The sequence below is a fragment of the Curtobacterium sp. MCBD17_008 genome (assembly GCF_003234475.1).
In the GTDB taxonomy this organism is placed as follows: Bacteria; Actinomycetota; Actinomycetes; order Actinomycetales; family Microbacteriaceae; genus Curtobacterium.
Genome location: NZ_QKTK01000001.1, coordinates 334,240 through 347,245, shown reverse-complemented (window position 1 = coordinate 347,245; position 13,006 = coordinate 334,240). Strand labels below are relative to the sequence as shown.

The following is a 13,006-nucleotide window of genomic DNA, read 5'->3' as shown; positions in this document are numbered from 1 at the left end:
TCATGCGGTCCGGACCACGGTCCGGGCCGGGTCAGCCCTTCAGGCCGGAGCCCGTGACGCCCTCCACGATCTGCCGCTGGAAGACCAGGTAGAGGATGATGAGCGGCAGCGCCGCGAGGAGCGCGCCCGCCTGGATGTCGGCGTACCGCTGGCCGAAGCTGCCCTGGACCGTGGCGAGCCCGACCGGGATCGTCATGAGGTCCGGGTTCGACAGCACGAACAGGGGCAGCAGCAGGTTGTTCCACACCCCGACGAAGGTCAGGATCGTCACCGCGGCGATCACCGGACGCGACAGCGGCAGGATGACCGACCAGTAGACCTTCCAGATGCCGGCACCGTCGATGCGTGCCGCCTCCTCGAGCTCCTTCGGGATGCCGTCGAAGAACTGCTTGAAGATGAACACCGCGATCACCGCCGGGACCTGCGGGAAGATCACCGACCAGTAGGTGTTCAGCAGGCCGACCGCGTTGAGCTCCTGGAAGATCGGGATGATCAGGACCTGCGTCGGGATCATGATGCCCAGGATGATGAGCAGGAACGCCACGTTGCGGCCGCGGAACACGAGCCGTGACAGCGCGAAGGCCGCCATCGAGGCGAACAGCACCGTGAGCACCGCGGTGATGACGCTCGTGATGCCGCTTGCGAGGTACCAGTTCCAGATGTCGCCGGACTGGAACAGGGACGAGTACGAGTGCACCGTCGGGTTCCAGTCCGACAGGATCTTGCCGGCGCCGAGCGCGGCCACCCCGTTGTCGGAGAGGGACGTCTTCAGCGCGAACAGGCTCGGGATGAGCCAGATGATCGCGAAGACCGTCAGGACGACGCCGGAGGCGATGGTGAAGCCCCTGCCGGAGACACCGATCTTGGCGGCGCTCGTCGGGGCGGCCGAGGAGACACCGGTACGGAGCTTGGCGCGGCCGGTGGTGATGCTCTCGGTGGTGGTCATCTCAGGCCCCGATCTCACGCTTGGCGGCAGCGCGCTCGACGAGCTGCCGGATGACCGCGATCGCGACGATCACGATGAACAGGAGGACGGACGCCGCGGACGCCGCGCCGAGTCGGTTGTCGGTGAAGCCGACGCCGGTGATGAGCTGCAGCGAGACCTGGGTCGAGATGCCCGGGCCGCCGTTCGTCATCAGGTAGACCTGGTCGAAGATCTTCAGGGACGCGATGATCTGCAGCAGGATGACGAGCGTCGTGGTGCGGCCGAGCAGCGGCAGCGTGATCGACTTGATCTGCTGCCAGTTCGAGGCGCCGTCGACCGCGGCCGCTTCGTACAGCTCACGCGGGATCTCCTGCAGGCCGGCCAGGTACAGCACGAAGTTGAAGCCCAGCGTCCACCAGACGGTCGCGATCGCGACGCCGATCATCGCCGTGTTCGGGCTGGAGAGCATGCCCGAGCCCGGAGTCATGCCGAGCGCGGTCTGCAGGCTCGCCCACAGGCCGGTGCTCGGCGTGAAGATGAACACCCAGATGAGGGAGATCGTCGCCGAGGGCAGGATGAACGGCAGGAAGAACGCCAGGCGGAAGAACCACTGCCCCTTGTTCATCCGGTTCGTCAGCACGGCGAAGACGAACGCCAGGATCACCAGCGGCGGCGTCGTGTACAGGGTGAACTGCAGCGTGTGCCAGAGCGACGACCAGAAGTCGCTCCGCCCGAGCATCTCGGCGTAGTTCGCGAACCCCGCGAAGCTGCCGAGCCCGGTGCGCACGGTCGAGGTGTTGAAGAAGCTCGTGACGATCATCCAGATCGTCGGGCCGAGCAGGAAGGCCACGTAGAACAGGCCGAAGGGGGCGAGGAACAGCCACCCGCTGCGGCCCTGGCCGCTGGTGATGCTGGTCCGGTAGGAGCGGAGCCGCCGTGGTGCAGTGGCCGCATCCGTGGGGCGGTCGAGGACTGGTGCTGTGGTCACGTCATCGTGCCTTTCGCGGGGTGTTCACGGTGTTCGCGCGCCTGGTCACAGGGGGCTCGGGGTGTTGAGGTAGGTCGCCAGCTGGCTCTTGATGGCGCGGAGTGCCTGGGCCGGGCTCGAGCTGCCCTGCTGCACGAGCGCGAGCTGGGCGCCGACGGTGCCCTCGAAGGTCGACCCGGACCCGCCGTACCAGGCGGCGTCGTCGAAGACCGCCGTCTCGGCCGCGGCGGCGTAGTTCGACTGCGGGGTGAGCTCCTTGTACGCGGTGCTGTCGAAGGTCGGCATGTACGCGGGGACGTGGCCGCCCTCGGCCCAGGTCAGGCTCTGCTCGAGCATCTGCTTGATGAAGAGCATGTGCTGCTTGCGCTGCTCGGGCGTGCGGTCCTTCTTCGGCAGGATGAAGGTGTGCGCGTCGGCCTGCGTGGCGGGCTTGTCGTACAGCTGCGGGATCGGCGCCATGCCGAACTCGAGCCCCTTGATCGACTGGGCGGTGCTGATCTCCCACTCGCCCTGCATGAAGAAGCCGGCCTTGCCGTCGAACATGAGCGACTGCGCGGTGGCGTAGTCGAGGGCCTTGTTGAGCCACCCTTCCTTCACCCACTTCTGGGTGCGGCTCGTGACCTCGTTGTAGGCGTCCTCGTTGACGGTGAGCTTCGCGCCGCCGTCGCTGATGAACGGCGTCGCGCCCTCGATCTGGTTGTACATCGTCCAGAAGAAGCGCCACGGGGTCGCGGTCTCGGGCACGACGTTCGCGACGTTCAGCGCGTTGCCGCCGGTGACCTTCGACACCGCGGCGAGGGCACGCTCGAAGTTCTCCATCCCGTCCAGGTTCGTGAGCTGGTCGTCGCTGTCGAGCAGACCGGCCTTGCGGCAGACGTCGACGTTGTAGAACAGCACGAACGGGTGCGTGTCGAGCGGGATCGCGATGTTGTTGCCGTCGGTCTTCTGCGCCGTCCAGGCCTTCTGGTTGAAGTCGCTCGCCTTGAGGCCCACGCTCGCCAGGTCGTCGGCCGTGATCGGGTCGAGCAGGTCGCCGTCCCAGAGCGGCTTCGCGCGGGTCAGGTGCGCGATCGCGACGTCCGGCGGCTTGTTCCCGACGGTCGCCAGTGTCACCTTCGAGTAGTACGGGTTGCCCCACGCGAACGTCGTCGCCTGCAGGGCGGAGGAGCCGCCGTGCTGCTTCGCGTACCCGTCCTCCATGGTCTTCATGCGGACGCCGTCACCGCCACCGAACAGGTTCCAGAAGACGAGCGTCTCGGGGGCGAGCGGGGTTCCGGCGAGCCCGGCGGAGAGGGGGCTCGCGCAGGCGGCCAGCGGCAGCACGGTGGCCGCCGCGGCTCCGGCGGCGAGCAGGCTCCTGCGGGTGAACGCGGACCCGCGGGGTGGCGGGACGGGACGGTTCGGCATGGCATCACTCCATCGGGACGGGCCGAAGCGGGACGTCATCCAGGGGAGGAGTGCTGTCCCGTTCTCGGGGCGTCGGTGCCCCGTGAGCGCTCACGTTAGCGCCGCGCCGTCGGGCGCGCCAGCCCTTCCGTCCCGTGTCGACACCCGATAGCGTTTCCCTCAGGTGAGCGCTCACTTCCGTGACGCCGCGGAACACAACTGCTCGACGCACAGCCTGATCGAAGGAGATCATCCATGCCCCGCACACACCTCGTCCTCGACTCCGCGTTCACGGTGGGCCCGGTGCGGCGCCGACTGTTCGGCGGGTTCGTCGAGCACCTCGGGCGGCACGTCTACGACGGCATCCACGAGCCTGCGCACGAGTCGGCCGACGAGCACGGCTTCCGGAAGGACGTCATCGAGCTGGTCAAGGAGCTCGGCGTCACGACCATCCGCTACCCCGGCGGCAACTTCGTCTCCGGCTACAAGTGGGAGGACGGTGTCGGCCCCGTCGACCAGCGTCCCCGCCGGCTCGACCTGGCCTGGCACTCGACCGAGACGAACGAGGTCGGCCTGCACGAGTTCCAGCAGTGGCTCGACTCGGTCGGCTCCGAGCTGATGCTCGCCGTGAACCTCGGCACCCGCGGCACCGCCGAGGCGATCGAACTCCTCGAGTACGCGAACATCCCCGGCGGGACGGCCCTGTCCGAGCAGCGCCGGGCGAACGGCAAGGACGAGCCGTTCGGCATCACGATGTGGTGCCTCGGCAACGAGATGGACGGACCGTGGCAGCTCGGCCACAAGAACGCCGAGGACTACGGCAAGCTCGCGGCGATGACCGCCAAGGCCATGCGGCAGATCCAGCCCGGTCTGGAACTGGTGGCGTGCGGGTCGTCGGGCGCGTCGATGCCGACGTTCGGCGAGTGGGAGCGCACCGTCCTCGAGCACGCGTACGAGGACGTCGACTACATCTCGGCCCACGCCTACTACGAGGAGGACGACGACCTCACCTCGTTCCTGGCGTCCGGCGCCAACATGGACCACTTCATCAAGACGGTCACGACCGCGGCGGACCACGTGCAGGCGCACAAGAAGTCCGACAAGCGCATCGACATCTCGTTCGACGAGTGGAACGTCTGGTCGATCACGAAGTGGGAGGAGAAGGCGAAGACCTTCACGCTCGAGGACTGGCCGGTCGCCCCGCGCCTGCTCGAGGACGTCTACACGGTCGCCGACGCCGTCGTGCTCGGCGGGCTGCTCATCTCGCTCCTCCGCCACGCCGACCGCGTCGCCTCCGCGTCGATCGCCCAGCTCGTGAACGTCATCGGCCCGATCATGACCGAGCCCGGGGGCGAGGCCTGGCGCCAGACGACGTTCTTCCCGTTCTCGGTGACGTCGCGCCTGGCCCACGGCACGTCGCTGAACGTCGTCGCGTCGGGCGACACGGTCGACGGCGGCAAGCACGGCACCGTGCCCGTCGTCGACTCGGCCGCCACCGTCGAGGACGGCCGCGCCGCGGTGTTCCTCGTCAACCGCCACCAGACCGAGAGCACCACGGTGACGATCGACCTCGCCGGCCTGTCGGTCGAGGGCGACGTGCACGCCGAGGGCATCTGGGACGACGACCTGCACGCCGTGAACGACCTGACGGACACCGCCCGCGTCGGCCTGAAGACGAACGAGTCCGTCCGCCGCGAGGGCGACACGATCACGATCGAGCTCCCGCCCGTGTCCTGGACGGCGATCTCGATCGGTTGAGCGCCTCGGTGCACGCTGCGTGCGGCGGGCACCGAGTGAGCAGAGGACGCCGGGTCCCCGCGGGGCCCGGCGTTCCTCGTGTCCGGCGGACGGCCGGTTTGGCCGGCTGGCCGGGGGGACATTCGCGCTGAGCGACACCGTTCGCGGGTGCTGCCCCGAACGGTGTCATTCACCGCGAACGGTGCGCGGCGAGGCCCATGCCGGGCCGGCCGGGAGGCGCGCGCCGGGCCCGCGCCGCGCCTCCTGTCCGGCGAAGCTCGGCTGGGCGGGACGGCGCGGCACGTGCAGACCGCGTCCCGTCCGTCGTCCGCCGTCCGCGCCGCGGCACGGCTGGGCCGTGCACGACTCGCGCTCAGCGACACCGTTCGCGGCCGTAGCCGCGAGTCGTGTCGCTCAGCGCGAATGCGGCCGAGCGCGCCGGCGCCCCGCCAGCGCCGGCGCTCAGCGCGCGGGCGGCGCCGCGGTGCTCGCCCGCTCGACGAGCCGCACCGGCACGAGGTCCGTCGCCGCGGTGGCGGCGCCACCCTCGATCTGCCTGAGCAGGGTGGCGACCGCGCGGCGCCCGACCTCGTCGAAGGACTGGTGCACGGTGGTGAGCGGCGGCCAGAACGAGTCGGACTCGGGGGAGTCGTCGAACCCCACCACGCTCAGCGTCGACGGCACCGGACGACCGAGTTCGTGGCAGGCGCGGAGCACCCCGAGCGCGGTCTGGTCGTTCGCCGCGAAGACCGCCGTGATCTCGGGACGTACCGCGATCGACACGCCCGCGCGGTAGCCGGAGGAGGTGTTCCAGTCGCCCTCGAACACCGGGGGGACCGTCCGCCCGGCGGCCGTCAACGTCGCCGCCCACGCTGCCTGGCGCCGTGCGGCCGAGTACGACGACGCCGGCCCGGAGACGTGCCAGACGGTGTCGTGCCCGAGGTCGAGCAGGTGCTGCGTGGCGAGCCGGGCGCCGTCGGCCTGGTCGGTGTCGATGGCCGGGTGCTCGGTGGTGCCGGTCGAGTCGACGACCACCATGGGCACGCCGTCGGGCAGGGCGACCTCGGCGGTGTCGATGACGTGCGACTCGATGATGATGACGACGCCGTCGACCGCCTGTTCGTGCAGGCGGGAGAACGCGCTGCGGACGCCCTCCTCGGTCCGGGAGGCCATCGGCAACAGCGTGATCGTGAAGTCCGCGGCGCCCGCGGCGTCTGCGATGGCCTCGAGCGTGCGCATGTTGCCGAACGACGCCAGCGTGAACATGATCACGCCGATGGTCCGGAAGCGCCCGGAGCGTAGGGCCCGGGCGGCGCGGTTCGGGCGGTACCCGAGCTCGGCCATCGCCTGCTGGACACGTGTCCGAGTTTCGGGGCTGACGTTGTCGAAGCCGCGGGCCACGCGGGACACGGTTTGCATGGAGACCCCGGCGGCCTCGGCCACGGCGGAGAGCGACGGCGCCCGACGGGGGGAGGCCGCCGGGTCGGTGGTGGTCGAGATGGTCACGCGCCCCCTTCGTGCGGACGGCCGAGGTCGACGTCCGTGCGCGACCGGGTGCTGCGAACGCTAGTGCATGTTGACGTTGCCATGCTATGGTCGCCCCGTTCGATGTTGACGTCAACATCGGTCGGTCCGGCCAGCACGGAGTCGTGCTCTCCACCGGACGACCGACCGGCACATCGACGGCTCGCAGGACACGACGAAGGAGTCACATGAGCACGCTCACCGCGCGGAGCCCCGAGGCCGCGCCGCGACGGAGCGAGGGCACTGCTCCCGCCCCGCGTCGCCGTGGGAAGCCCCGAGGTCGCATGACGGGATGGCTCTTCGTCGGCCCGTTCGTCGCCGTCCTCGTCCTCATGCTCATCGTCCCGATCGGGTACGCGCTCTGGCTCAGCCTGTTCCGCGACCAGCTCATCGGCGGCAACCAGTTCGTGTGGTTCGCCAACTACGTCCAGCTCTTCCAGGACGCCAAGTTCTGGTCCGGCTTCGGCCGGGTCGCGGTCTTCCTCGTCGTGCAGGTGCCGATCATGCTCGGCCTCGCCCTCGTCGCCGCCCTCGCGCTCGACAGTGCGCGGCTCTGGGGCACCGGGTTCTTCCGCATCGCGGTGTTCCTGCCCTACGCGGTCCCGGGCGTCGTCGCGGCGCTCATCTGGGGCTTCATCTACGGCAACCAGTTCGGCCTCACCGGTGCGGCGAACGACGCGATCGGCATCGACCTGCTCCAGCCGTTCAGCCCGACCTGGGTCCTCACGTCGATCGGCAACGTCGTCACGTGGGAGTTCCTCGGCTACAACATGCTGATCTTCTACGCGGCCCTCCGCACCGTCCCCGGTGAGCTGTACGAGGCTGCCGAACTCGACGGCGCGGGCCCGATGCGGACGGTCTTCTCGATCAAGCTCCCGGCCCTGCGCGGCCCGATGGTCATCGCCACGATCTTCTCGATCATCGGCAGCTTCCAGCTCTTCAACGAGCCGAACCTGCTCAAGACGCTCGCCCCGAACGTCATCGGCAGCGCCTTCACCCCGAACATGTACGCCTACTCGCTGTCCTTCAGCGGGCAGCAGTTCAACTACTCCGCCACCGTCGCGATCGTCATGGGCGTCATCACCGCCGTCATCGCCTACGTCGTGCAGGTCCGCGGCACCCGACAGGAGAACCGATGAGCACCCTGCAGGGTCCCGCACCCCTCACAGTCACCGAGGCGACCACGACGCAGCGCGACCCGCGTGAGCGACGCACCCGAGCCTCCCGGAAGGCGGCGCAGCCCGTCGACGGACGCAAGGTGAAGCGCTCCGGCCTGCTCACCGCGGTCATGGTCGTCTTCGTCGTGTACTCGTTCGCGCCGCTGTTCTACCTGCTCGTCAACAGCACGAAGACGCAGGCGTCGCTGCTGTCGACGTTCGGTCTGTGGTTCGGCGGGGACTTCCACCTCTGGCAGAACATCGTCGACACCCTCACCTACAACGACGGCATCTTCGTGCAGTGGCTCGGCAACACGCTGCTCTACGTGGTCGTCGGGGCCGGTGGAGCGACGCTGCTCGCGACCGTCGCCGGGTACGGCATGGCGAAGTTCCAGTTCCCGGGTCGTCGCGCCGTGTTCGCGATCGTCCTCGGTGCGATCGCCGTCCCGGGCACCGCGCTCGCAGTCCCCACCTTCCTGCTCTTCTCGCAGGTCGGCCTGACGAACACCCCATGGGCGATCATCCTGCCGTCGCTCATCAGCCCGTTCGGCATGTACCTGATCTGGACCTACGCGGTCGAGGCGATCCCCACCGAACTCATCGAGGCCGCCCGCATGGACGGAGCGGGGGAGTTCCGGATCTTCTTCACGATCGCGCTGAAGCTCCTCGCCCCCGGCGTCGTGACGGTCCTGCTCTTCGCCGTCGTCGCGACGTGGAACAACTACTTCCTGCCGCTCATCATGCTGAGCGACCCGAAGTGGTACCCGCTGACCGTCGGCCTGAACCAGTGGAACGCGCAGGCCACCGGGTCCGGCGCGGAGCCGATCTACAACCTCGTCGTCACCGGTTCGCTCCTCACGATCATCCCGATCGTGGTCGCGTTCCTCTTCCTCCAGCGCTTCTGGCAGTCCGGTCTCGCGGCCGGGTCCGTCAAGGCCTGACCCGCCACCCGTCCCCGGTCCGCACACCGGACCGGCCGGGAGGCCCGGCACGAGTCCGTCACGGACCGCGCCGCACCCCGCACCACCCCCGCATTCCGCAGCAGTTCTCCACAACGAAGTGAAAGGCACCACCATGCAGAAGCGTCTCCGGCGCGGGCTCAGCGCCCTCGCCATCGGCGTCACCGCCGCCATGGCCCTCGCGGCCTGCTCGTCCGGCGGCTCCGGCTCCGGCGGCTCGTCCGACGACATCGCGACGGCACTCGACGAGGGCGGCACGCTGACCTACTGGTCGTGGACGCCGTCCGCGAAGGACCAGGTTGCCGCGTTCGAGAAGGCCTACCCGAAGGTGAAGGTCAAGCTCGTCAACGCCGGTACCGGTGCCGACCAGTACACGAAGCTGCAGAACACCGTGAAGGCCGGCTCGGGCGCCCCCGACGTCGCCCAGGTCGAGTACTACGCACTGCCGCAGTTCGCCCTGTCCGAGTCGCTCCTCGACCTGAGCTCGTACGGGTTCGGCGACCTGAAGGACAAGTTCGCCGCGAGCACCTGGAACTCGGTGTCGATGGACGGCAAGGTCTACGGCCTGCCCCAGGACTCCGGCCCCATGGCCATGTTCTACAACAAGAAGGTGTTCGACGAGTACGGCATCGAGGTGCCGAAGACGTGGGACGAGTACGTCGCGGCGGCGAAGAAGCTGCACGAGGCCGACCCCGAGAAGTACCTGGCCGCGGACTCCGGCGACGCGGGCTTCACCACGAGCATGATCGCCCAGGCCGGCGGCACCCCGTTCACCACCGACGGTGACAAGGTCACGATCAACCTGCAGGACGAGGGCACGAAGAAGTGGACCGAGACCTGGGACCAGCTCGTCGAGCAGGGTCTCGTCGCGAAGACCGTCGGCTGGACCGACGACTGGTACAAGCAGCTCGGCAACGGCCAGATCGCCACGATGATCACCGGCGCCTGGATGCCCGGCAACCTCGAGGCCAGCGTCGCCGACGCGAAGGGTGACTGGCGCGTGGCACCGATGCCGACCTACGACGGTGGCCCCGCGCAGACCGCGAACAACGGCGGCAGCGCCCAGGTCGTCATGGAGCAGTCCGAGAACCCGGCTCTCGCTGCCGGCTTCCTCAAGTGGCTGAACTCCTCGAAGGAGTCCACGGGGATCTTCATGGAGTCCGGCGGGTTCCCGTCGACCACCGCAGACCTCGAGTCGTCGGCGTTCCTGGAGGAGAAGCCGGAGTACTTCGGCGGCCAGCAGATCAACAAGGTGCTCGTCGACGCGTCGAAGTCCTCGGACAACGACTTCGCCTACCTGCCGTACCAGGTGTACGCGAACAGCGTCTACGCCGACACCGTCGGGCAGTCGTACGAGAAGGGCACGTCGCTCGAGTCGGGTCTCGAGGCCTGGCAGGACGCGCTCGTGAAGTACGGCAAGGACCAGGGCTTCACGGTCTCCACCAAGTAGCAGCACCCCACCGACGCGGCCGTGCGGGCATCCCGCACGGCCGCGTCCCCCTGCCGCCCCCACCCAGAAAGGCGCGAGATGCGCTTCGCCATCGGCGACACCGACTTCCTGCTCGACGGGCAGCCGCACCGCGTGCTCTCCGGCGCGATCCACTACTTCCGCGTCCACCCCGACCTGTGGGCGGACCGGATCCGCAAGGCCAAGCTCATGGGCCTCAACACCGTCGAGACCTACGTCGCGTGGAACGCGCACGAGGCGACGCGGGGCACCTTCGACTTCACCGGCGGTCTCGACCTCGGCCGTTTCCTCGACCTCGTCGCGGCCGAGGGCATGCACGCCGTCGTCCGCCCCGGACCGTACATCTGCGCCGAGTGGACGAACGGTGGGCTGCCGTTCTGGCTGTTCACCGACGGCACCGTCGGGATCCGCCGCGACGAGCCGCAGTTCCTGGCCGCCGTCGGGCGGTACCTCGACGCCCTCGCGCCGATCCTCGTGCCACGACAGATCGACGCCGGCGGACCGATCGTGCTCGTGCAGGTCGAGAACGAGTACGGCGCGTACGGATCCGATCCCGTGTACCTGCAGAAGCTCGAGCGCATGCACCGGGACATCGGGCTCACCGTGCCGTTCACGAGCGTCGACCAGCCGATGGACGCCATGCTCGAGGACGGGTCGCTCCCGTCCCTCCACAAGACCGGGTCGTTCGGCTCCCGGTCCGCCGAGCGGCTCGCCCGCCTCCGTCAGGCGCAGCCCACCGGTCCGCTGATGTGTTCCGAGTTCTGGGACGGGTGGTTCGACAGCTGGGGTGAGCACCACCACACCACGCCGGCGGCAGCCAGCGCCGAGGACCTCGACGTCCTGCTCGCCGCGGGTGGCTCCGTGAACATCTACATGTTCCACGGCGGGACCAACTTCGGCTTCACCAACGGCGCGAACGACAAGGGCGTGTACCGGCCCATCGCCACGTCCTACGACTACGACGCCCCGCTCGACGAGGCCGGCCGTCCGACCGACAAGTTCCACGCCTTCCGTCAGGTCATCGCGCGCTACGCGCCCGTGCCGGAGCTGCCGCCGACGATGCAGCCCGGCGGGTCCGGTCGGCTCGCGACGCACGACGACGGACGGGAGGCCCGACCCGCCCCCGCCGGAGACGTTGCCGTCCGCCTCGACCGCGTCGTACCGCTCGCAGGCCTCCTGCCGACGATCACGTCCTGGACCACGCACGAGACGCCGCCGACCTTCGACGAGCTCGGCGCCGCCTCCGGGTTCGTCCTGTACCGGAACGAGGTCGACCTGCCCGAGGGCGGCGTCCTCACGGTCGCGGAGGAGGTCCGCGACCGTGTGCTCGTCAGCCTCGCCGGACGTCCGATCGGCGTCCTCGAGCGCGAGCACCACGACCGTGCCATCGCCCTTCCGCCGGCCACGGGCCTCCTGGAACTGCTCGTGGAGGACCAGGGGAGGGTCGACTACGGTCCCCGTATCGGCGAGCCGAAGGGCCTCGTCGGCGCGGTGCGCGTCGACGACGACGTCCTCACGCACTGGACCGTGTCGCCGCTCGCACTCGACCCGCTGCCGGACGCAGCCGTCGCAGTGCTCCGCGGAGCACCGGCGTCCGCGGGGGAGACCCTCGCCGGGCCGGCGTTCGCCTCCGGCACGTTCGACCTCCCCGCGAGCGGGGCCACGCTCGACCGGTACCTCGCCCTGGACGGCTTCCGGAAGGGGGTGGCGTGGGTGAACGGGTTCTGCCTCGGCCGCTACTGGTCGCGCGGACCCCAGGGCACCCTCGCCGTCCCCGGTCCGGTGCTCCGGGCCGGGCGGAACGAGGTCGTCGTCCTCGAGGTGCACGCCGCGGCATCGCGCACGGTCTGCATGTGCGTCGAGCCGGAGCTCGGGCACACCGAGGCCTGACCGAACGGGTCCCGCGACGACGAACGGCCCCGGCGGATGTCCGGGGCCGTTCGATCGTGGTCGTGCGGTCAGCAGGTCGGTTCGGGCACGAGCACCGCGATCCGGCCGACGCGCACGAGCGGCACCCCACCGCGCTCACCCAGCCGTTCGCCGGCGAACCGGACGAGCACGCCGGACTCGGTCCGCTCGGCCTCGACGAGCGCGGCCGCCTGGGCCGGTGTGACCAGCAGCTCCCACGGGCGGCGGACGCCCGCGTTGTCCTCGGAGCACAGCTCCAGCAGGACGCCGACCCGCGTCCCCGTCGGCCCCTCGGTGGTGGTCGTCCCGGTGCGCAGCCCCACCAGCGCGCCCGTGTGCGTGACGATCTCGTTCATGGTTCCCCCTCGTTCTCGGCGTCCTCGCCGCGATGAGCTTACGGCTGCGAGGATCTCTCGCACCTCATCCGGAAGGTGGGGAAACGGGACGTGTCGTCCGCCGTTCGGCTGACGGCAGCATCGGAGGCGGAGCCGGGTCCGCCGCCCGGATCGCGCAACGTGCCGTCGGTCGTCCGCCGGAGTCGCACGACCTGCCGGATCAGCTGGCTCGGAGCGGCGGTTCGTGCGACCTCGGCGCGACAGAGGCTACCGCTCGTCGAGACCGTCGAGGTCCGCGAGAGCCTGCTCGGCCTGGGCCAGGCGCTCGGACTCCGGTCGGGTCCACCACTCCGGGCCGCGTTCCCCGAGGCCGTGCTTCGCGAGCCCGTTGCGGTGACGGGCAGCTGCGACCGCGTCCTCGTCGCCGGCCCGTCTCGCCTGCTTCACGGCGTTGCGACCACGGCCGAGGTGGGACCGGAGGCGTGCGGCGACGTCCTCGGGGAGGGCCGGGTCGGTCCGTCGCCAGCGCCGTCCGTCCACGACGAAGTAGTGGTCGTCCTCCACGCCGGCGGTCATGCCGTCGAGTCTGCACGAGGCACCTCCAGAGGTGTCGGTGGTG

The 13,006-nt window shown here is 69.7% G+C and carries 11 protein-coding genes; 5 read left to right on the top strand and 6 right to left on the bottom strand.

The window, feature by feature from the left end; all coding sequences use genetic code 11:
- Positions 1–31 precede the first annotated feature (31 nt).
- Genes DEI95_RS01690 through DEI95_RS01680 form a run of 3 tightly spaced genes read right to left on the bottom strand, consistent with a single transcriptional unit; the run spans position 32 to position 3,320 of the window.
- On the bottom strand, positions 32–946 hold the full coding sequence (locus DEI95_RS01690; protein WP_110824795.1) for a carbohydrate ABC transporter permease: 915 nt from the start codon (positions 944–946) through the stop codon (positions 32–34).
- Position 947: 1 nt separating this feature from the next.
- Positions 948–1,913 carry a carbohydrate ABC transporter permease gene (locus DEI95_RS01685; RefSeq protein WP_110824794.1) on the bottom strand — a complete coding sequence of 322 codons (966 nt, stop codon included), beginning with the start codon at positions 1,911–1,913 and terminating at the stop codon, positions 948–950.
- Between the two features lie 45 nt (positions 1,914–1,958).
- Entirely contained in the window at positions 1,959–3,320 is a 1,362-nt protein-coding gene (locus DEI95_RS01680; protein ID WP_110824793.1) for an extracellular solute-binding protein, read from the bottom strand.
- A 234-nt stretch (positions 3,321–3,554) separates the two neighbouring features.
- Here DEI95_RS01680 and DEI95_RS01675 point away from each other — a divergent pair, with 234 nt between their 5' ends.
- Complete coding sequence (locus DEI95_RS01675) at positions 3,555–5,057, top strand: alpha-N-arabinofuranosidase (protein WP_110824792.1); 1,503 nt, start codon at positions 3,555–3,557, stop codon at positions 5,055–5,057.
- A gap of 441 nt (positions 5,058–5,498) precedes the next feature.
- Here the strand turns inward: DEI95_RS01675 and DEI95_RS01670 are convergent, their stop codons facing one another.
- The gene (locus tag DEI95_RS01670; RefSeq protein ID WP_375232132.1) at positions 5,499–6,536 is read right to left on the bottom strand and encodes a LacI family DNA-binding transcriptional regulator; all 1,038 of its coding nucleotides are present in this window, start codon (positions 6,534–6,536) and stop codon (positions 5,499–5,501) included.
- 212 nt (positions 6,537–6,748) lie between these two features.
- On the opposite strand from DEI95_RS01670, the gene DEI95_RS01665 reads away from it, so the two are divergent.
- From DEI95_RS01665 to DEI95_RS01650, 4 genes are all read left to right on the top strand, one after another.
- Positions 6,749–7,699 (top strand): carbohydrate ABC transporter permease, encoded by a 951-nt coding sequence (locus DEI95_RS01665; protein WP_110890151.1) that lies wholly within the window; start codon positions 6,749–6,751, stop codon positions 7,697–7,699.
- A complete protein-coding gene (locus tag DEI95_RS01660; RefSeq protein ID WP_110890150.1) occupies positions 7,696–8,658 on the top strand; it encodes a carbohydrate ABC transporter permease in 963 nt (320 codons plus the stop codon). Before DEI95_RS01665 ends, DEI95_RS01660 begins: the two co-directional genes overlap by 4 nt.
- Before the next feature lie 133 nt (positions 8,659–8,791).
- Entirely contained in the window at positions 8,792–10,126 is a 1,335-nt protein-coding gene (locus DEI95_RS01655; protein WP_110901441.1) for a sugar ABC transporter substrate-binding protein, read from the top strand.
- 78 nt (positions 10,127–10,204) lie between these two features.
- Complete coding sequence (locus tag DEI95_RS01650; protein WP_111059150.1) at positions 10,205–12,034, top strand: beta-galactosidase family protein; 1,830 nt, start codon at positions 10,205–10,207, stop codon at positions 12,032–12,034.
- A gap of 68 nt (positions 12,035–12,102) precedes the next feature.
- On the opposite strand, the gene DEI95_RS01645 is transcribed toward DEI95_RS01650, so the two are convergent.
- Positions 12,103–12,408, bottom strand: coding sequence for a hypothetical protein (locus DEI95_RS01645; RefSeq protein ID WP_110890147.1), 306 nt, complete (start codon positions 12,406–12,408; stop codon positions 12,103–12,105).
- Between the two features lie 246 nt (positions 12,409–12,654).
- Entirely contained in the window at positions 12,655–12,963 is a 309-nt protein-coding gene (locus tag DEI95_RS01640; protein WP_110890146.1) for a biopolymer transporter Tol, read from the bottom strand.
- Between the last annotated feature and the right edge of the window lie 43 nt (positions 12,964–13,006).